Below are 19226 nucleotides of genomic sequence, written 5' to 3'. Positions count from 1 at the left end.
AGTCGCATCCATCGGTTAGGTTCTGTACACAGTCAGGGGGTGAAGCCCGGTGCTCGAACTGGCAATCCTCGGGCTGCTCCTGGAAGCGCCCATGCACGGGTACGAGCTGCGCAAGCGGTTGACGGGCCTGCTCGGGGCCTTCCGTGCCTTCTCCTACGGATCGCTCTACCCGACACTGCGCCGCATGCAGGCGGACGGGTTGATCGCCGAGGAGATCCCCGCGGGCGCGACGACACGCCGCGCGCGACGGGTCTATCAATTGACCCCGGCCGGGCGGGAACGGTTCAGCGAGTTGCTCGCCGACACCGGGCCGCAGAACTACACCGACGACGGCTTCGGCGTTCATCTGGCTTTCTTCAGCCGCACTCCCGCGGAAGCGCGGATGCGGATTCTGGAGGGCAGGCGGCGTCAGGTCGAGGAGCGCCGAGAGGGGCTCCGGGAGGCGATCAAGAAGGCCAGCGGGTCGCTGGATCGCTACACCCGGCAGCTCCATCAACTCGGACTCGAATCAAGCGAGCGCGAAGTGCGCTGGCTCAACGAGTTGATTGCGGCGGAGCAATCGACGAAGGCGGCACCACAGAAAGAGGGAAATATCGGCCATGAGTGACGTCAAGAAGGCTGACAACGCCACAGAGGTTCGCGTCGCCATCGTGGGTGTGGGCAACTGCGCCTCCTCGCTGGTCCAGGGCGTGCAGTACTACAAGGACGCGGACGAATCCGCGACCGTCCCCGGCCTGATGCACGTGCGGTTCGGGCCGTACCACGTCCGCGACGTCAAGTTCGTCGCCGCGTTCGACGTGGACGCCAAGAAGGTCGGCTTCGACCTGGCCGAGGCGATCTTCGCCAGCGAGAACAACACGATCAAGATCTCCGACGTGCCGCCGAGCGACGTCGTCGTGCAGCGCGGGCCGACCCTCGACGGCATCGGCAAGTACTACGCGCAGACCATCGAGCTGTCCGAGGCCGAGCCGGTCGACGTGGTGCGGGTGCTGAAGGACAACAACGTCGACGTGCTGGTGTCCTACCTGCCGGTGGGCTCGGAGGAGGCCGACAAGTTCTACGCGCAGTGCGCGATCGACGCGGGTGTCGCGTTCGTCAACGCGTTGCCGGTGTTCATCGCCTCCGACCCGGTCTGGGCGGCGAAGTTCACCGAAGCCGGTGTCCCCATCGTCGGTGACGACATCAAGAGCCAGGTCGGCGCGACCATCACCCACCGCGTGATGGCCAAGCTGTTCGAGGATCGCGGTGTGCAGCTCGACCGCACCATGCAGCTGAACGTCGGCGGCAACATGGACTTCAAGAACATGCTCGAGCGCGAGCGCCTGGAGTCGAAGAAGATCTCCAAGACCCAAGCCGTCACCAGCAACCTCAAGAAGGAACTCGGCGCCAACGACGTGCACATCGGCCCGTCCGACCACGTGGGCTGGCTCGACGACCGCAAGTGGGCCTACGTCCGCCTGGAAGGCCGCGCCTTCGGTGACGTGCCGCTGAACCTGGAGTACAAGCTCGAGGTGTGGGACTCGCCGAACTCCGCGGGCATCATCATCGACGCGGTACGCGCGGCGAAGATCGCCAAGGACCGCGGCATCGGCGGACCGGTCATCCCCGCCTCGGCCTACCTGATGAAGTCCCCGCCGCAGCAGCTCGCCGACGACATCGCGCGCGCCCAGCTGGAAGCCTTCATCATCGGCGCCGAGTGATTCGGTGACACCGACGCAAGCCGGCCGGAGGCAGAAGCCTCCGGCCGGCTGCGTTGTGCGGCGTCCGCGCTAGTCCAGCGAGACGTAGACCTCCACCGACGCCGGGCCGGTGTAGCGCTCCACCTCCGCGGTGTGGGAGCGGGTGATGGTTCCCGCGTTCTCCGCCTTCGCCACCTGTGCCCAGGCGGTGCGCAGCAGGTCGTAGGGCTTGTCGGAGACGACGAACTTGGCGTAGCGGCCCTGCGGGATGATGGTGAGCACATCGCCGGAGTCCAGCTCGTCCATCGCGCCGATCTCGTAGCCGAGTACGGCGACGGCGTGGTCGTTCTGACCGATGTAGGCCGCCACCCGCGGCACGTTCTTCTCCCGCGCCAGATAGCGATCCCAGGTGAAGTTCACCAGGTCGAGGTCACGCGCGGTCACCTCCCGGCCGGCCAGCGGCACGGTCAGGCCCGCGACCATGCTCTGCGGCAATGTGACGATCTCGAAGTCCACTGTCTGTTCCTACCCGTTGCCCTGATCGTCTGCCACTGCCACGAAAACGTCCACCGTCCGTGCGTCCGGATAGTGTTCCCAGTCGCCGGTATAAGCGCGAATGAGCCGCCCCGCGGCCTCCGCGTCCCACACTGCTCGCCAGATGCTCACGATGGTGTCGCCGAGATTGTCTCCACTGGCGACGAACCGGGCGAAGCGCCCGGCGGGCACCCGGGCGAGCACGTCTCCGGGCTGCAGGTCGGCCAAGCCGTGACAGCGGTAGCCGACGATATGGGTCAGGTACGAATTGATCTCCGGCGCGTGGTCGACGTACGCGGTGGTCGGCGGTCCGGGCAGCTTGCGGGCCAGGTTGCGCTTCCACGCCTCTTCGACTTTCGCGCGGCGCGGCCCCTCGACCGCGAGCGCGGGGCTGCGAAGCACTGTTCCCGCCACCAGCGTCTCGGGTTGGTCAACGACATTGAAATCCACCGGCGTAGCCCCTATGTCTCGTCTGTCCTCAATTGGCGTCGGTCCCGGTGCCCTCCGTGGTGACGCAGGCTACCGCCTCCGGGCCCGTCGCTCGCGCCGCGCTGTCGTCGCTCGGGCGCATATCCTTCCGCATTGTTTTCGCGGTTTCGGCGTCGGCCCGTTCCGACGCACTCGCTGTTCGCTCTCACTCTGGCAAACGATGCTGCCATGTCATGCGTTCCGCCGGGCCACGGAAGGTCACAGCATCATCGCTATCCAGGAACCGGAATGCTCAGTCCGGGGAAAATCTCGACCTCGCTGGGCGGTTGCGGGCTGGGCGGGATGATGACGACGGGCTCGCGCTGCGGTGACGGCTGCGGTGGGTTCAGGATGTCGTAGGGACCGCCGGAGGGCGGCTTGCTCGGATTCGGCCGGGCCGGGGCTTGCGCGCCCGGGGCCTGCGCACCAGGGAACTGTTCGATCGGAGCGCCGTCGAGCGCGTCGTCCATGACCTGTTTCCAGATGTCGGCGGGCAGGCCGGAGCCGTAGATGTCGGCTCCGCGTGCGGTGCGGATCGGTTGTGGCTGATCGGTTCCGACCCACACCGCCGTGGACAGCGACGGGGTGAAGCCGATCATCCACGCGTCCTTGTTCGACTCGCTCGCGCCGAACTGCGTGGTACCTGTCTTGGCTGCCGATGGGCGGTTGTTCTTCAGCGCGTGCCCGTTGGAGTAGGCCGCGATCGGGAGCATCGCCTCGACGGTGTTCTCCGCGATCGTCTTGGAGATGCGCTGTTGACCCGCGGGCGGCTGGTCGCCGACCTTTTGCTCGCCGCGATCCAGCAGCACCCGCCCGTCACCGGTCACCACTCGCTGCACGAAGTACGGCCGGTGGTAGACGCCCGACGCGCCGATCGTGGCATACGCCGAGGCCATATCGATCGGCCGGACCGAATACTGCCCGAGGACGATTCCGTTCAGCGGTTTCCCGCCGTCCTCGGTAAGGGTCTTGCCCGCGACGCCGGGCAGCTCCTCCGGAATCCCCGCCGCGTGCGCCGCGTCCGCGATGGACTGAGGACCGTCGAACATCGTCATGGTCAGCCGGTAGAAGCTGGTGTTCAGCGAGCGTTTGAGCGCCTCGGCCATGGTGCACTTGCCGCACGATTCGCCGTCCACGTTGGTGATCCGGGTACCGCGGTCGGTCACGGGGGAGCTGTCCAGCACGCGGGAGAGCGGAATGCTCTGCTGCTGCGCGGCGATCGCCGCGAAGACCTTGAACGCCGAGCCGGTCTGCAACGGCGCCTGGGCGAAGTCGAAGCCGATGCCGTCGTAGCCGCCGAAGTACGCGCGTACCGCGCCGGAACGCGGATCGATCGACACCACCGCTGCGCGCAGTTCCGGTGGCTGCGCACCGAGCCGGTCGCGCACCGCGCCCAGTACCGCGTGCTGCGCTCTGGCGTCGATGGTGGTGGTGATCTGCAGCGCGCCCTTGTTCAAGTCGCGCTCGCTGATGCCGGAGTCGCGCAGCTCGCGCACGACCTGGTTGCGGATCAGGCCCTCGGGGCCGCGAGCCACGTTCTCGTCCGGGATCTGGCTGAGCGGGATGATCGGCGGAAAGGTGGTCGCGTCCCGATCGCCCGGCGCGAGCGCGCCCATCTCGACCATTCCGTCGATCACGTACCGCCAGCGGGCCTTCAGGTCCGCGAGGTGGGTTTCCGGATCCAGGATCGAGGGCGTGCGGATCAGCGCCGCGAGCACCGCGCCCTCCGCGAGGGTCAGCTGGTCGACCTGCTTGTCGAAGTAGACCTTGGCCGCCGCGCCGATGCCGTACGACCCGCGGCCGTAGTAGATGGTGTTGAGGTAGGCGGCGAGGATGTCGTCTTTGCTCCACTGCCGTGCCATCTTCGCCGCGATGATCAGCTCGCGCATCTTGCGGGTGACCGTGCGCTCGGAGCCGAGAAAGGCGTTCTTCACGTACTGCTGGGTGATGGTGGAGCCGCCGCCCGCGTTGTCCTTGCCGAGCAGATTGTCTCGCGCGGCGCGCAGGAAGCCGGAAGTCGAATAACCTGGATTGGTGTAGAAATTGCGGTCCTCCGCCGACAGCACCGCGTCGCGCACCGGGCGCGGCACATCGGACAACGGGACCGGCGTCCGATTCCCGTCCGGCGGGACGATTTTCGCGAGCACGGTGCTGCCGTCGGCGGCGAAGACGGTCGCGATCTGATTGGTCTGCACCGCATTCGGATCCGGGATCTCGGCGCTCCAGTACGCCAGGACCGACAGCAACGCGGGCACCACGCCGAAGATGATGAACAAGGCCAGCAGCAGGCGACGGATGCGTTCGGCCCGGCTGCGCGGCGGACGATCCGGCTCCGCGGGGCGTGGCGCGGTCGGTCGCGATTTCCGGCGAGCCGCCGCGCGCTCGCGCCGCTCCCGCGCGTTCCGGTTCGCCGTATCCGGCCGCTGCGTCCAGCCCGCGATCGAGGCATACGGTGCGGTCGGCGGACCCCCCTTGGCGCCACGCCTGCGTTCACGCGGTTTGCGGAACGAGCTCACGATCATCTCCTCCCGGAGCGTCGGACGAACTCACCTGCACGAACGGACGGAAAAGAGCATCGAAAGGCCGAGTTTACCGCGTACGTTCACAACCGGGCTTCCACTTCTCGGGCCGTTGACACAGCGGTGCACGCAGACCATATGCGTGCTGCGCGAAGCGGCGAACCTATCTGTTCCTAGCGATCCCGCCAACGCCACCACACCAGCTCAACCACGGGTTTCGAGCGAAGCGGCAAAAGACTCAGCTCTTCACGCCGCCCGCGGTGAGGCCGGAGATGATCCGGCGCTGGAAGATCAGGACCATGACGACCAGGGGGATGGTGACGATCGTGCCTGCCGCCATGATCGCCGCGTACGGCTGCACCAGCGGGTTGTTGCCGGAGAAGCGGGCGATGGCGACGGTGACCGGCTCGGTCTTGTCGCTGGAAAGCAAACGGGCGAGCAGGTATTCGTTGACCGCCGCGATGAACGCGAGGATCGCGGTGGTGAACACGGCGGGAGCGGCCAGGGGCAGCATCACCAAGCGGAAGGCCTGCAGTTTGGTGGCGCCGTCGATCCGCGCGGCTTCTTCGAGTTCCCACGGCAGTTCGGCGAAGAAGGACGCGAGGATGTAGACCGTCATCGGCAGCACGAACGAGATGTTCGGAATGATCATCGCCTGGTATTCGCCGATCCAGCCGAGGTTGGTGAAGAGCTGGAACAGCGGGGTCACCAGGACGACCACCGGGAACATCGAGGCGCTGAGAATCAGTCCGGACACCACGTACTTGCCGTGGAAGGTGAGCCGGGCCAGCGCGTACGCGGCCAGCACGCCGATCCCCAGCGCGATCACCGTCGTGATGGAGCCGATGACGAGGCTGTTGACCAGCGCCTTGCCGAAGTCGTTGCCGCGGCTGGTGTCGAACGCGTTGCGGAAGTTCTCCAGCGTCACGTGGGTCGGCCACGGAGTGTTGTCGAAGGTGTAGTCGGGATCGCGGAACGCGGTGACCGCCATCCAGTAGAACGGCGCGAGCCCCCACACCAGCACGATCAGCGCGCCCAGGTACAGCCGTACCGAGCCGATGCGTTTGGTCCACGGCACCGGCGCCGCGGCGGATTCGCTCGTCACGGCCTGCTCCGCTGTCTGCACGGACATCAGTGCGCCTCCCGCTGTTCTTCCTGGGTACGAACCGCGTTGGCGCCCAGGATCTTCACCAGCACGAACGCCACGGCGAAGATCAAAAGGAAGGTGATCGTGGACAACGCGGCCGCGCTGTTGGGGCCTTGCCGGACCTGATCGACCACCAGGATGGATACCGTGCGGGTGGCGGGGTTGCCCAGCGTCATGATCGCGGGCAGGTCGTACATCCGCAGCGCGTCCATGGTCCGGAACAGCACCGCGACCAGCAGGGCCGGCTTCAGCAGCGGCAGCGTGATCTGGGTGAACCGCTGCCAGGCCGACGCGCCGTCGACGCGAGCCGCCTCGTACACGTCGGCCGGGATGACTTGCAGGCCTGCCAGCAGCAGCAGCGCCATGAACGGCGTGGTCTTCCAGACGTCGGCCGCGATCACCGCGATCCGGGCGGGCCACGGGTCCGAAGTCCACAGGATGTGCGTGCCGAGCACGCGGTTCACCACGCCGTCGTACTGGAACATGAATTCCCACAACCGCGCGGTGACGGCGGTCGGGATCGCCCACGGGATCAGCACGGCCGCGCGCAGCAGCGCCCGGCCACGGAAGGTCTTACCCATCACCATGGCCATGCCGAGGCCGATCGTGGCCTCCAGCGCGACGGTGACGACCGTGAAGAACAGCGTGACCCCGATGGCCAGCCAGAATTGCGAGCCGAGATTGCCGGTCGGGCACGGCACCGTCTCGCCGGTCGCGATCTGGCACTGTTGCAGCAGCCAGTGCGTGTAATTGTCGAACCCGGCGTTGCCGCCTTCGACGAACATGCCGGTCGCCGGGTCGAGTCCCGAGTCCTTCTGGAAGGACATCCACAGCGCCCGGAACACGGGATAACCGATGACGACCGCGAGCGCGATCAGGACGGGGGTGACGAACAGCCAGGCTTTCCCGGAGCGACGCAGCTCCGAGGCCAGCCTGGCGGCGAAGCCGCGCCTGGCCGGAACGAATTCGTCTTTCGGCACGCTAGTCGCCGTTCCCGAAGGATCCGACACCGTTTCTCTCCTGCGGGTTCGTCGGGTCCGTTGCGTTCAACCGCTCACGATCCAGCGGTTTCGATGCCCTTTTGCATACCGGTGATCGCGTCGTCGACGGACTTGGTTCCGTTCAACGCAGCATAGGCGTTGTCCTGGATGGCCTTGCTCACGGCGGGGTAGAACGGCGTCACCGGGCGCGGCACGGCGCTGGCGATGGAGTCCTTGAGCGCGGGCAGGTACGGCATCTTCGCGATCAGCGCCGGGTCGTCGTACATGGACGCGCGCACCGAGGGCAGCGCGCCCGCGGCGACGATGTGCTGCGCGTCCTCGCTGATCAGGAAGCGCAGGAAGTCCAGCGCGGTTGCCTTGTTCTTGGAGTACGCGCTGATCGCCGCGTTGTAGCCGCCGAGGGTGGAGGCGCCGACGCCGTTCTCCCCCGGCAGCGGGGCGACCGCGAACTTGTCCTTCACGGCGGAGGCCTCGCCGCCGACGTCACCGAAGGTGGACGGCCACGAGCGCAGGAACATCAGCTTGCCCGTCGCGAAGGCGTTGCTGGACTCGGGCTCCTTGAAGGTGATGGCCTCTTTGGGAATGTCGCCGTTGTTGTAGGCGTCGACCAGGACCTTCAGTCCGGCGCGGGACTGCGGGCTGTTCACCGTGGGGGTCTTGCCGTCGGCGCCGACGAAGCTGCCGCCGTAGGCGTTGATCACCTCGGCCGCGTTCACGGTCAGACCCTCGTAGGGCGCGAACTGACCCGCGTAGCAACCGATGTTCTGCTGGCGCGCGATGGGGCACTGGGCCAGCAGCTCGTTCCAGGTCTTGGGCGGGTTCGGCACCAAATCCTTGCGGTAGAACAGCAGGCCGCCGTTGGTGTTGCGCGGCGCGGCGTACAACGTGTTGTTGTAGGTGGCGCTGGCGACCGGCGGGGACAGCAGCGCGCTGGTGTCGATGGCGAATGAATCCTTCAACGGCTGGATCCAGCCCTTGGCGGCGAACTCCGCGGTCCACGGCACGTCCAAGGCGACCACGTCGTAGTTGGACTGCTTGGAACGCATGTGCTCGACCAGGTCGTCGTACTGCTGCGAGGCGTCGTTCGACTGCTCCTTGAACGTCACCTGCTCGTCCGGGTGCGCGGCGTTCCAGCGCTCGATCAGCTGCTTCACCGCGCCGGTCTCGGTGGTGTCCTTGCCCTCGACGTAGGTGATCGGGCCGCGACCGGTGAGATTCTGGCTGATCGGGCTCCCGCTGCTGTCGCTGGAGCAGGCGCTGGTGAACGTCGCGGTCAGCAGCCCGACCGACGCGAGGGCCACCGCGGCCCGCGGTACGAGCGACGAACGTAGGGACGTCACCTTCTTCACAGCCATCGCAAACACTCCAGGATCGTTCGTGAGCGGCAGCACACCCTGCCGGTGCACAAGGCAAGATACATGGTGCCGATCCGGCGTGCGGGACAGTGGCTGGAACTCGCCCACTAGGCTGGGGCGCGATGTCTTCGCCGAACGCGGTTCCCGATCGGATGCTCACGCGCATCGGTGGGCTGCTGCGCAAGGCCGAGTGCACGGACAACGAACACGAGGCCGAGGCGTTTCTCGCCGCTGCTCAGCGGCTGGCCACTAAGTCGTCCATCGACCTCGCCGTGGCGCGGGCGCACATCGCGGGACGCGAGCGCAGGCCCACACCGGTGCAGCGGATCATTCCGATCGGCGAGCCCGGCAAACGCGGGTTGCGCACCTATGTCCAGCTGTTCGTCGCGATCGCGGCCGCGAACGACGTGCGCTGTGACGTCGCCCGGACTTCGACACAGGTCTACGCCTACGGGTTCGACTCCGACATCGACACCTGCGAGGCGCTCTACGCCAGCCTGCTCGTGCAGATGGTGCGCGCGTCCGACCAGTACATCAAGTCGGGGGCCTACCGATCGGCCACCGTCGAGAAGATCGTGGTGGAGAAGCGGTGGGGTCGCCAGGTGCGGCGCCGGGTGCAGGCGCCGGTCGCCGGTGTGACGGCGCGGCTGAATTTCCAGATGGCGTTCGCCGCGCGGATCGGGCGGCGGCTGTCGGAGGTCAAGGCCGAGGTGGAAGCCGAAGTGTTGCCACGCGACGCCGAGGTGTCCGGGACGGCGCTGGCCCTGCGGAACAAGGAGATCGAGCTCACAGACTTCTACGCGAAGACGTCGGAGGCGCGCGGCACCTGGCGCGGGCCGCAGGAGTCGGCGGGACACTCGGCGGCGGCGCGGGCGGCGGGGGACCGGGCGGGGCGGGCCGCACGGATCGGTAATTCGCCCGAACTGCCCGCCGCGCGTAAGAAGTTGAACTCTTCCGAGGGCGGTTGACCGGCATGAACGTCACGGGCCGAACCGGGCGAGCGGCTGCCGGGGTCCGGTCGGCGCAACTCGGCGACAGGCCGATGCCGCCCGTGGGATCGGCGGCGCGGCGATGACCGTGCGCGACGGCCAGCGTGCCAAGGTCTACGACGCCGAGCAGTTGGTACGCGGGGTGTTCGATCGCGCGGACGAGCACGGTGTGCGCACCGTCGAACTCTATGGTTCGCAGCTCACGTTGCCGATCGAGCGCCGCTTCGCCTCGGTGGAATCCGTACAGAGTTATACGGACAAGGTGCTGGCGCTCAATTGGGTGCGGGCGCGCTGGGAGCGGGCCGCCGTGGCGGTGCGCGTCCGTTCTCGCGCCGGAACAACGGCCGCGCACTACGAGGCGGCCGGGAACGTTCTGGCGGTTCCGCTGCACACCGGCGGCACCGCGTGGGCGCTGCGGGAATTGGTCATCCTGCACGAACTGGCGCATCACCTCGAATCCGCCCCCGAGTCGGCAGCCCCGCACGGCCCGGAATTCTGCGACCGCTACGTGGACCTCGTAGACGGCGTCGTCGGTCCTGAGGCAGCGTTGCTCTTGCGCACGACGATGCTGGGATGCGGCGTCCGGATCGGGTGAGCGGCCGGCGATTCTTTACCAGGTTTCGCGATCAGGCATTCACCTGGTGACCGGGAATGGCGATCCAGGCGGCTGTCATCGTGGCCGCTAGGCCGCCCTGCCTGCGAATATGAGGCGATGTTGAGCCTAGCGGTCCTGTGTAGGGTCTGGTGGGATCGAGGTGCGCTGCTGGAGTAGGAGAAGGCTCGAGTAACGGGTCGGCGTTGATCTTGGCCGTGGAGTTGGTGCGTTACCTGCGCCGCTGGTACGCGTGCTCGTCTCGGTCTCGGGAGTAGCAGGATATAGCAGATCCTGAGGGGTTCGGTGCACGCTGCCACACCTGCCTGACCCCGAACACAGGTGTCGCTTGGGGGTGCGAGGTGGACCCGTTGCAACCACGCGCGTTATGTGGCCGGGTTCTTCTGTGCGGCGAGGGCACTGACGCGAGCCAAGCGGTCCTGCCACCAGGCGGCGCGATCGGCATCGGGCTGCCGATGGCTTTCGAGCAATTCCGGTTCCGGCTCGGGTGGGGTGCGCAGAACCGGGAGGTAACCGTCGACCGCACGCAGGGATCCGCGCGTCACGTCCCCGGTGAGCAGGCTCAGCGTGCCCAACCCGCAGGCGAAGTCGAGTTCGGGCAGCGCCCCGGCCAGCGCCAGCTGTGCGGCTAGGCCGACGCTGGTCTCCAAGGCGGAGGAGACCACGCAGGGCAGCCCGGCTGCCTCGGCCACCTGCAAGGCGCGGCGGACTCCGCCGAGCGGCGTGCATTTGAGGACGGCGATGTCGGCGGCCCCGGCGACCGCGACCCGCATCGGGTCCTCGGCGCGGCGGATGGATTCGTCGGCGGCGATGCGCACGTCCACGCGGCGGCGCACCGCGGCGAGCTCCTCGATGGTGCGGCACGGCTGTTCCACGTACTCCAGCCCGCCCGCGGCCTTGTCGATCAGTTCGATGTGGCGCACCGCGGTGTCGATATCCCAGACCGCGTTGGCGTCGACTCGGATCGCGCCGTTGGGGCCGAGCGCGTCGCGGACCGCCTCCACCCTGGCCAGATCCTCGGCGAGCGATTCCGGGTGGTCGGCGACTTTCACCTTGGCGGTGCGGCAGCCGGATCGGGCCACGATCGCGTGCGCCTGCCGCGGGTCGACGGCGGGCACGGTGCAATTGATCGGAATGCGATCCCGCACCGGTTCGGGCCAGCCGGTGGTTACCTGCTCCACGGCGGTGGCCAGCCAGCCGGCGGCCTCCCGGTCGTCGTATTCGGGAAACGGACAGAATTCGCCCCAGCCGAGCGGCCCGTGGATCAGCATGCCCTCGCGCACCGTGATGCCACGGAAGCGGGTGCGCATCGGAATGGCGTAGACGACGTTCTGCGCTGCGGAGTCGCTCATCGCCGACCAGCTTATGCGGCTGCGGCGGCCGATCGCGGGATTGCGCATGCGGACTCGAGTAGTTTCCCCGAGTCGGCCCGGCGCGCGAGACGGGATCGTTGGCGTCATGATCCACACCGGTACTCCGCAGCCTTGGCCGTACGGCACGCCGCCCGTAGGGCAGCGGCCGGTGCGGACCTGGGACGTCGTACTCGCAGTCGTGCTGTACTCCGTCGCCGTAGTTCTGGGTGCGGCCGCCGCCTATTTCACCGTCTTCTTCGCCTTCGCCTCAGATCCGTGCGGTCAGGACAACTGCCGCACCGAATACCTCGGCTGGGCGTTCGCGGTGTCGTGGGGCGGGACGGCGACCGCGATCGTCGGGGTTACCGCGATCCTTGTTCTGGCCGCGATCAAGCGTTGGTACATGTGGTACTGGCCGGTGCTGGCGATGGCGCTCATCGTCCTGTCGTTCGCCGGCGGCGTCGCGCTGGCTTCCCAGGTCTACACAGGCGCTTGAGATGCCCTGCGGCCGTTGACCGGTCATGCTGAAGCAATGGCGTGGCACATCCGGCGACGAACGGCCGATGCCTTGCGCGTGGCGCTGGGGTCGGTGATCGTCCTCGGATTCGGCTGGGTGATGGCCGCTTTCGTCCCGCTCTACGAAGTGCTCCTGCGCGACGGACACGAGGGCCGAGGCGTCGGGTACCTGCCGTGGGCACAGGTCATCGCCTGGGCGGGCATCGTGGCGTCGGTGCTCGCAGCGGTCGTCTCGGCCCTGGAGAAGGTGCGCGACCGGAGGCCGATCGCTTGGACTCCGCTGATCGCGGTGCCGCTGATCCTCGAATCCTGGCTGGTCGGCTTCTTGATCGCGGTCGTGCTGGTCTCCTATTGATCTGCCGCTGCTCCGAGTTCGATCTGCCCAGGTGTGGGCTAGTTTTCGAGCGGAGGGTGCCGGTCGAAAACTGCCCACAGATCCGCCCATGGACTCGGTTGGGAAAGAAGCGGATCAGCCCAGCCGCTCCACGATGGTGGCGTTCGCCAGACCACCTGCCTCGCACATGGTTTGCAGGCCGTAGCGGGCGCCGCGGTCCTGCATGGCGTGGACCAGCGTGGTCATCAGGCGTGCGCCGGACGCGCCGAGCGGGTGCCCGATCGCGATCGCGCCGCCGTTGACGTTGACCTTCGCCAGGTCCGCACCGGTGTCGTGCGCCCAGGCCAGGACCACCGGCGAGAACGCTTCGTTGATCTCGATCAGGTCGATGTCCGACAGCTGCAAACCGGCCCGCTGCAAGACCTTTCTGGTCGCCGGGATCACCGCGGTGAGCATCAGCAGCGGGTCGTCGCCGGCCACCGCGAAGCTGTGCAGCCGGGCGAGCGGCTTCAGCCCGAGTTCCTTCGCGCGCTCGCCGGTCATGATGAGCACCGCCGCGCTGCCGTCGCTGACCTGGCTCGCGCTCGCGGCCGTGATCGCCCAGCCGATCTGCGGGAAGCGGGCGGCCATGGCCGGGTCGTAGTAGGCGGGACGGAGTGCGCCCAGCGTCTCCAGCGTGCTACCGACCCGGATGCCCTCATCGGTGGCGAGTCCGTTGATCGGCGCTAGTTCCCGCGCGAACAGGCCGTTCTTGGTGGCGAGCGCGGCCTTCTCGTGGCTGGCGAGCGCGAACTCGTCCAGCTGGGTGCGGGTGAGTTCCCATTTCGCCGCGATCAGCTCCGCGCTGATGCCCTGCGACACCAGGCCTTCCGGGTAGCGCTCGGCGAAGCCGACGCCGGAGATGTCGTCCGATCCGACCAGATTGGCGCCCATGGGAATCCGGCCCATCGACTCCACGCCTGCGGCGACCACGATGTCGTAGGCGCCCGCGATCACGCCTTGCGCGGCGAAGTGGATCGCCTGCTGGCTGCTGCCGCACTGCCGGTCGACGGTGGTGGCCGGGACCGATTCGGGATATCCGGCGGCCAATGCGGCCCGCCGTGTCATATTCGCCCCCTGCTCGCCGAACTGCGTGACGACGCCGCCGATCACGTCATCGATGAGGGCGGGATCGATGCCGCTGCGGTTCACCACCTCGCGCAGGCTGTGGGCCAGCAGATCAACCGCATTGACGTCGTGCAGTGCTCCGTTCGGCTTGCCTTTGCCGATCGGCGTGCGTACCGCTTCGACGATCACCGCGTCTCTCATGGTGCTTCCTTCCGGACCGAGAGCCGGGCCGCCATGCCTGGCTCTATCAACACATAGTCAGATTACACCTGGCAATAGTTGACACAAGTCAGCTCCGGTATGATGTTCGTCATGGCAGCAGTGATGGAAGGACCGTTGGCCGATCTCAGCGCGTGGAAGGCCGAGGAATGCTCGATCGCCAAGGCGATGGACATCGTCGGTACGCGCTCGGCGGTGCTCATCCTGCGCGAGGCGTACTACGGGACCCGGCGGTTCGACGGGTTCGCCAGCCGCGTCGGCATCACCGACGCGGCGGCCGCGGCCCAGTTGCGCAAGCTCACCGAGGCGGGCTTGCTGGCGAAACGGCCCTACCGAGAGGAAGGCAAGCGCACCAGGCACGAATACGTGCTCACCCGGATGGGACGAGATCTACTGCCCGCCGTGCTGGCGCTCATGCAGTGGGGCGACGCCTACTTGCAGCCGGGGCCTGCCCCACTGCTCTTGGTCGAGGAGTCGACCGGCGCCCCGGTGCGGGTGCAGGTGCGCAGCGAGTCCGGCCGCGAGATCGAACTCGAGGAACTGGGCGTACGGCTCAACGAGGAGTACGCCCAGCAGCGGCGCGAGCGCCGTCGAGTGGACGCGACAGACTGATGCCCGCTCGCGGCGCTGTGCCGAGCGGGCCGTCAACCTGCGATGCCGCGACCACACCTGAGCTGCCGAGCCGCCGGCGGTGACCGCCTCGCGCTGGATCGAGCCGAGAGCCGAAGCCGTGCGGCCCACCCGGCGGCGTGCTCAGTTGAGCCTGCGTCCTTCGGTGTCGAAGAAGTAGACGTGCTCCGGCGCGGTGGCCAGCTGCAGCCGGGCGCCCTTCGCAGGCGGATTGCGCCAATCCGCGCGCGAGACGATGGTTTCCCCGGCGCCGTCGGTCCCGCCTTCGGCGACGGTGCGGCCGTAGATGTAGGCGTCGGAACCGAGTTCCTCCACCACGTCGACTTCCATCTCGATGCCGGAGCCGTTACCCAGTTCGAAATGCTCCGGGCGGATACCGACCGTCACGGTGTTCCCCGCCTCGTCCGCGACCGTGCGCGGCAGCGCGATCGCGTGCCCGCCCAGCTCCACCCGGCTATCGGTGACCGGAAGCGTGAACAGGTTCATGGCAGGCGAACCCATGAACCCCGCGACGAACACGTTGGCCGGATCGCGGTAGAGGTCGCGCGGAGTGGCGCACTGCTGCAACAGGCCGTCCTTCAGCACCGCGACCCGATCGCCCATGGTCATCGCCTCGACCTGGTCGTGGGTGACGTACACCGTGGTGGTGCCGAGCCTGCGCTGCAACTGCGCGATCTGGGTGCGGGTCTGCACGCGCAGCTTGGCGTCCAGGTTGGACAGCGGCTCGTCCATCAGGAACACCTGCGGCTGCCGCACGATCGCGCGGCCCATCGCCACCCGCTGACGCTGGCCGCCGGACAGCGCCTTCGGCTTGCGATCCAGGAAGGGCTCCAGGTCCAGCAGCTTGGCCGCCTCCAAAACCCGCTTCTCCTTCTCCGCCTTGGCCACCTTGGCCAGCTTCAGCGCGAAGCCCATGTTCTCCGCGACGGTCATGTGCGGATAGAGCGCGTAGTTCTGGAACACCATGGCGATATCGCGTTCCTTCGGCTCGGCGTGCGTGACGTCGTTCTCGCCGATCAGGATGCGTCCGCCGTTGACCTCCTCCAGCCCGGCGAGCATGCGCAACGAGGTCGATTTCCCGCAGCCGGAGGGGCCGACCAGGACGAGGAATTCGCCGTCCTCGATCTCCAGGTTCAGCCGATCCACGGCGGGTTTGGCGGATCCGGGGTAGAGCCGCGTCGCGTTGTCGAAGGTCACAGTGGCCATGACGAATTCACATCCCATCCCGGCAGGAACGTGCCGGACGATCCGAGTAAGGGTGCGGCGATCCTATCGGGCGGGCCGGCGACGAGCCACGTCAGCGGGTGCGCGCCTCGAAGAACGCGCGCGGGACGTCGACCAGCATGGTGTCGATCTGCTCCTCCGTGACATCGCGTTCGAGCACGTAGGGGAACACATCGTCGAACAGGTGGGTGTAGTGCCACTGCGGCAGGGCGGCCATGGCGGCGGGCTCGATCCAGTCGATATAGCAGCTCGCGTCCTGGGACAGCACCATCCGGTCGGTGTAGCCGCGGCGGACCATCTCGATCAGGGTGTCGGCGCGGGCTTCGAAGGTGGTGTCGAGGTTGATGCCGAAGCGGTCCATGCCGAGCACGAAGCCGGCGTCGGCGAGTTCGGCGAGGTGATCGCAGTCGGTGGTGTCGCCGCTGTGCCCGAGCACGATGCGACCCGGGTCGACGCCTTCCTCGTCGCACATCACGCGCTTCACGTCGAGCCCGGCGCGCGACTCCGGATGGGTGTGCACCGTGATCGGCACGCCGGTCTCGAGATGGGCCCTGGCGACCGCGCGCATGACCCGTTCGACGCCCGCGGTCAGCCCTTGCTTGTCGATCGCGCACTTGAGCATGCCCGCCTTGACCCCGGTGCCCGCGATGCCGTCGCGGATGTCGCCGACGAACATGTCGACCATCGGGTCGGGGACCTGCGCGCCGACGATCTCGTTCAACGCAGGGCCGCGGTAGTGGAAGAAGAACGGGACATCCCCGTAGGTGTAGATGCCGGTGGCGACCACCAGGTTCAGCGGCACCTGCTCGGCGATCCGCTGGATCCGTGGGATGTAGCGGCCCAGCCCGACCACCGTCGGATCGACGATCGTCCGCACCCCGGCGTCGTAGGCGACCCGCAACCGTCGCACGGCATCGGCGATGCGTTCGTCCTCGGAGCCCCATTCGGCCGGGTAGTTCTGCTGGACGTCCCCGGTGAGCACGAAGACGTGCTCGTGCATAAGTGTCACTCCGAGCTCGGCGGAATCGATCGGCCCGCGCACGGTTTCCAGCGTCGACACAGCGATTTCTCCTCATCTGAGCTGCGCATTCGCAGGAATCGTACGAACCGGTATGTGAGGTGGGCCATATTCGCCGGTGCTGAATCTTCGTACAACTTTCGTGCGCATCGCACAGAAGGACGCGGCTCAGGCCACCGGGCACGGTTGCAGCACCGCCGGTCCGAACCAGCGGGCGGCTTGCAACGCCAGATGCAGGTGCAGCGTGCGATCGTGATCGTCGAAGTCGTGGCGGGTCAGGTCGAGTGCCTGCCGCACCCGGTACTGGACGGTGTTGCGGTGCACGGCCAACTCCTGCGCGGCCGCGGCGTAGCTGCGGTTGTTGGCCAGGAAGACGCGCAGGGTTTCGCGCAGCCAGAGATTGCGCTGGTTGCCGGTCGCGAGTTCACCCAGGCAGTCGGCCACGTACTGGCGCAGTTCCTCGATGTCGCCGCCCAGCAGCGCGACGGCCGCCACCTGGTCGTGCGACACCGCGCGGGGCGCGTCGGGACCGGCCAGCAGCACGAGTTCGCGCACCCGATCGGCTTGCCGCAGGCTGCGGCGGAATCCCGCGACGCCGGAACCGCGCCCGCCCACCGCCACACGCACCGGCAACGCCAGTGCCGACAGGGCACGCTCGATGGCCTCGGCATCGATGGTCGTGTCCCGAGCGATCGAGAACCACAGCCGCACTTCGCGTTCGTCGGTCGGCACCAGCAGCGCCCGGCGGGGGTGGCCGAGCAGCGGAACCAGCGCCGCGCGCACGGCGTCCAGGACATCCACCGCGGCCCGTGCGGACAGCTGCGGCTCGGTCCAGGCGTTCACCGCGACGTGCCGGCCGGACAAGGGATAGCCGAGCACTTGCTCGGCCTGGCCGATGTCGTCGGCCGAGCCGTCGAGCACCCGCGCCACCCATTCCTGACGCAGGCCGCCGCGACTGCCCACCCACCGGTCGCGCTCCTGCTCGTAGGCGATGCCGACGTGCTCGCACACCCGGTCGATGTACACCGCGGAGCGATGGACGATCCGGATGATCGCCGCCGCGCTGTCGGAGCCACCCAGTTCCGCCGCGTAGCGCATCGCGATGTCGAGGAACCCGGCATGCCCCACCCGGTACGCCCGCATCAGCGCCGACAGCGGGACGTCGCGCTGCGCGAGCGTGCGCGCGTACACCAGCGCCCGCGCCGGGGCGTGCACGTCGTGCTCGGCGGCGTCGTTCTGCACGAAGTCGAGGACGGACATCAGATTGTCGGTGGTGCCCGCCTCGAACAGGCCCCGCAGCCGGGTATCCAGGTCGAGCGCCGCGACTTGCGCGCGCATCACCGCCGACAGCTCGGCGATCAGCTGATCGCGACCGCGCAGCATCGTCGAGACGACCGCGCGAACCACTTCGTTCTCGCCGTCGGCCACTGGCGACACCTCCCTTCGCCGGGCTCGGCATCGGGTCTCAACCTAGCCCCCGCCGGACGCGCCGGAAGCATCGTGCGGCGACCTGCGGGAACCCCACCGCGCCGGTAGCCTCGGGGCGGGGGCGGGCCGAGCGACGAGGAGTAATGCCATGAGTCGTCCAGTTCGTATCGGAGTTCAGCTACAACCGCAGCACGCGCCGGAGTACCGGCTCATCCGTGACGCGGTGTTGCGGTGCGAGGACGCGGGCGTCGACATCGTGTTCAATTGGGACCACTTCTACCCGCTCACCGGCGATCCCGACGGCGCGCACTTCGAGTGCTGGACGATGCTGGGCGCGTTCGCCGAGCAGACCGAACGGGTGGAGATCGGCGCGCTGGTCACCGGCGGCGGCTACCGCAATCCGGATCTGCTGGCCGATATGGCGCGCACCGTCGACCACATCAGCGGCGGGCGGCTCATCCTCGGCATCGGCGCGGGCTGGTTCGAGAAGGACTACGACGAGTACGGCTACGAATTCGGCACCCCGGGCAGCAGGCTCGAGTTGCTGAAGGAGACCCTCGCCCGGATCAGCGCCCGGCTGCCGAAGCTCAATCCGCGCCCGACTCGCGACCTGCCGATCCTGATCGGCGGCGGTGGCGAGAAGAAGACCTTGCGGCTGGTCGCGCAGTACGCCGACATATGGCACACCTTCGCCGACCTGGACGTGCTCGCGCACAAGAACAAGGTGCTCGCCGAGCACTGCGCCGCCGTCGGCACCGACCAGGCGCGCATCGAGCGCTCGGTGCAGTGGCCGGGACTGGAGAAGGCGCCCGCTTTCGTCGAGGCGGGAGTCACCACCTTCACCATCGGGGCCAGCGGACCGGATTACGACCTGAGCGAGGTCGCGAAGGCCGTGCGGTGGCGTGACGAGGTCAACCCGGAACCGGTGAGCGGGCTGGCCTGATCCGGATTGCCCGGCGACTGTTGCGCGAGGGCGGTGTGGAGTTCGAATCACCGTGATCGCAACTCTGGACCGCCGCAGCGGCATGGATTCCGGCAATTCCGGCCCTGGGGTAGCCGTGGGTTAGCAGAATTCCGCCGCTAGGGTTGTCCG

The 19226-nt window shown here is 67.8% G+C and carries 19 protein-coding genes; 8 read left to right on the top strand and 11 right to left on the bottom strand.

What is annotated here, in order from left to right:
- Positions 1-49 precede the first annotated feature (49 nt).
- Together AB0L97_RS02830 and AB0L97_RS02825 are read left to right on the top strand one after the other, a co-directional pair.
- Positions 50-607, top strand: a complete 558-nt coding sequence (locus AB0L97_RS02830) for a PadR family transcriptional regulator (RefSeq protein WP_039803160.1) — start codon at positions 50-52, stop codon at positions 605-607.
- Positions 600-1700, top strand: a complete 1101-nt coding sequence (locus tag AB0L97_RS02825) for an inositol-3-phosphate synthase (RefSeq protein ID WP_355071185.1) — start codon at positions 600-602, stop codon at positions 1698-1700. The genes AB0L97_RS02830 and AB0L97_RS02825 overlap by 8 nt, the downstream gene beginning before the upstream one ends.
- 69 nt (positions 1701-1769) lie before the next feature.
- Here AB0L97_RS02825 and AB0L97_RS02820 read toward each other — a convergent pair whose 3' ends face one another.
- From AB0L97_RS02820 to AB0L97_RS02795, 6 genes are all read right to left on the bottom strand, one after another.
- On the bottom strand, positions 1770-2195 hold the full coding sequence (locus AB0L97_RS02820; RefSeq protein WP_355071187.1) for a GyrI-like domain-containing protein: 426 nt from the start codon (positions 2193-2195) through the stop codon (positions 1770-1772).
- A 9-nt stretch (positions 2196-2204) separates the two neighbouring features.
- The gene (locus AB0L97_RS02815) at positions 2205-2663 is read right to left on the bottom strand and encodes a GyrI-like domain-containing protein (protein WP_364424814.1); all 459 of its coding nucleotides are present in this window, start codon (positions 2661-2663) and stop codon (positions 2205-2207) included.
- A 251-nt stretch (positions 2664-2914) separates the two neighbouring features.
- Positions 2915-5203 carry a transglycosylase domain-containing protein gene (locus AB0L97_RS02810; RefSeq protein WP_364424813.1) on the bottom strand — a complete coding sequence of 763 codons (2289 nt, stop codon included), beginning with the start codon at positions 5201-5203 and terminating at the stop codon, positions 2915-2917.
- A gap of 235 nt (positions 5204-5438) precedes the next feature.
- Positions 5439-6332: a carbohydrate ABC transporter permease gene (locus AB0L97_RS02805; protein WP_355071192.1), complete on the bottom strand. Its 894-nt coding sequence runs from the start codon at positions 6330-6332 to the stop codon at positions 5439-5441.
- On the bottom strand, positions 6332-7279 hold the full coding sequence (locus tag AB0L97_RS02800) for a sugar ABC transporter permease (RefSeq protein ID WP_355072075.1): 948 nt from the start codon (positions 7277-7279) through the stop codon (positions 6332-6334). Before AB0L97_RS02800 ends, AB0L97_RS02805 begins: the two co-directional genes overlap by 1 nt.
- A 122-nt stretch (positions 7280-7401) precedes the next feature.
- On the bottom strand, positions 7402-8703 hold the full coding sequence (locus tag AB0L97_RS02795) for an ABC transporter substrate-binding protein (protein WP_356963088.1): 1302 nt from the start codon (positions 8701-8703) through the stop codon (positions 7402-7404).
- A gap of 122 nt (positions 8704-8825) precedes the next feature.
- On the opposite strand from AB0L97_RS02795, the gene AB0L97_RS02790 reads away from it, so the two are divergent.
- Entirely contained in the window at positions 8826-9671 is an 846-nt protein-coding gene (locus tag AB0L97_RS02790; RefSeq protein ID WP_355071196.1) for a DUF2786 domain-containing protein, read from the top strand.
- Positions 9672-9774: 103 nt separating this feature from the next.
- On the top strand, positions 9775-10287 hold the full coding sequence (locus AB0L97_RS02785; RefSeq protein WP_364424812.1) for a TIGR04338 family metallohydrolase: 513 nt from the start codon (positions 9775-9777) through the stop codon (positions 10285-10287).
- 383 nt (positions 10288-10670) lie between these two features.
- On the opposite strand, the gene AB0L97_RS02780 is transcribed toward AB0L97_RS02785, so the two are convergent.
- Positions 10671-11657 (bottom strand): o-succinylbenzoate synthase, encoded by a 987-nt coding sequence (locus tag AB0L97_RS02780; protein WP_355071200.1) that lies wholly within the window; start codon positions 11655-11657, stop codon positions 10671-10673.
- A 106-nt stretch (positions 11658-11763) separates the two neighbouring features.
- On the opposite strand from AB0L97_RS02780, the gene AB0L97_RS02775 reads away from it, so the two are divergent.
- Both AB0L97_RS02775 and AB0L97_RS02770 read left to right on the top strand, forming a co-directional pair.
- The gene (locus AB0L97_RS02775) at positions 11764-12153 is read left to right on the top strand and encodes a hypothetical protein (RefSeq protein ID WP_355071201.1); all 390 of its coding nucleotides are present in this window, start codon (positions 11764-11766) and stop codon (positions 12151-12153) included.
- A gap of 36 nt (positions 12154-12189) precedes the next feature.
- Positions 12190-12528 (top strand): hypothetical protein, encoded by a 339-nt coding sequence (locus tag AB0L97_RS02770; protein WP_355071203.1) that lies wholly within the window; start codon positions 12190-12192, stop codon positions 12526-12528.
- A 114-nt stretch (positions 12529-12642) separates the two neighbouring features.
- On the opposite strand, the gene AB0L97_RS02765 is transcribed toward AB0L97_RS02770, so the two are convergent.
- Positions 12643-13815 (bottom strand): thiolase family protein, encoded by a 1173-nt coding sequence (locus AB0L97_RS02765; RefSeq protein ID WP_364424811.1) that lies wholly within the window; start codon positions 13813-13815, stop codon positions 12643-12645.
- A 111-nt stretch (positions 13816-13926) separates the two neighbouring features.
- Here AB0L97_RS02765 and AB0L97_RS02760 point away from each other — a divergent pair, with 111 nt between their 5' ends.
- Positions 13927-14445: a helix-turn-helix domain-containing protein gene (locus AB0L97_RS02760; protein WP_364424810.1), complete on the top strand. Its 519-nt coding sequence runs from the start codon at positions 13927-13929 to the stop codon at positions 14443-14445.
- Positions 14446-14586: 141 nt separating this feature from the next.
- On the opposite strand, the gene ugpC is transcribed toward AB0L97_RS02760, so the two are convergent.
- From ugpC to AB0L97_RS02745, 3 genes are all read right to left on the bottom strand, one after another.
- Positions 14587-15669 (bottom strand): sn-glycerol-3-phosphate ABC transporter ATP-binding protein UgpC, encoded by a 1083-nt coding sequence (gene ugpC / locus AB0L97_RS02755; protein WP_364424809.1) that lies wholly within the window; start codon positions 15667-15669, stop codon positions 14587-14589.
- Between the two features lie 91 nt (positions 15670-15760).
- Positions 15761-16747: a phosphotriesterase-related protein gene (locus tag AB0L97_RS02750; protein ID WP_356963081.1), complete on the bottom strand. Its 987-nt coding sequence runs from the start codon at positions 16745-16747 to the stop codon at positions 15761-15763.
- A gap of 126 nt (positions 16748-16873) precedes the next feature.
- Positions 16874-18133 (bottom strand): helix-turn-helix domain-containing protein, encoded by a 1260-nt coding sequence (locus AB0L97_RS02745; RefSeq protein WP_364424808.1) that lies wholly within the window; start codon positions 18131-18133, stop codon positions 16874-16876.
- A gap of 148 nt (positions 18134-18281) precedes the next feature.
- Between AB0L97_RS02745 and AB0L97_RS02740 the strand changes: the two genes are divergently transcribed.
- Positions 18282-19076, top strand: coding sequence for an LLM class F420-dependent oxidoreductase (locus AB0L97_RS02740; RefSeq protein WP_364424807.1), 795 nt, complete (start codon positions 18282-18284; stop codon positions 19074-19076).
- Positions 19077-19226: the final 150 nt, after the last annotated feature.

Source organism: Nocardia sp. NPDC051911 (assembly GCF_040681035.1).
Taxonomy (GTDB): Bacteria; Actinomycetota; Actinomycetes; order Mycobacteriales; family Mycobacteriaceae; genus Nocardia; species Nocardia sichangensis.
Note: the sequence above shows the minus strand (reverse complement) of the source record. Positions and strands in the feature narration are given on the sequence as shown.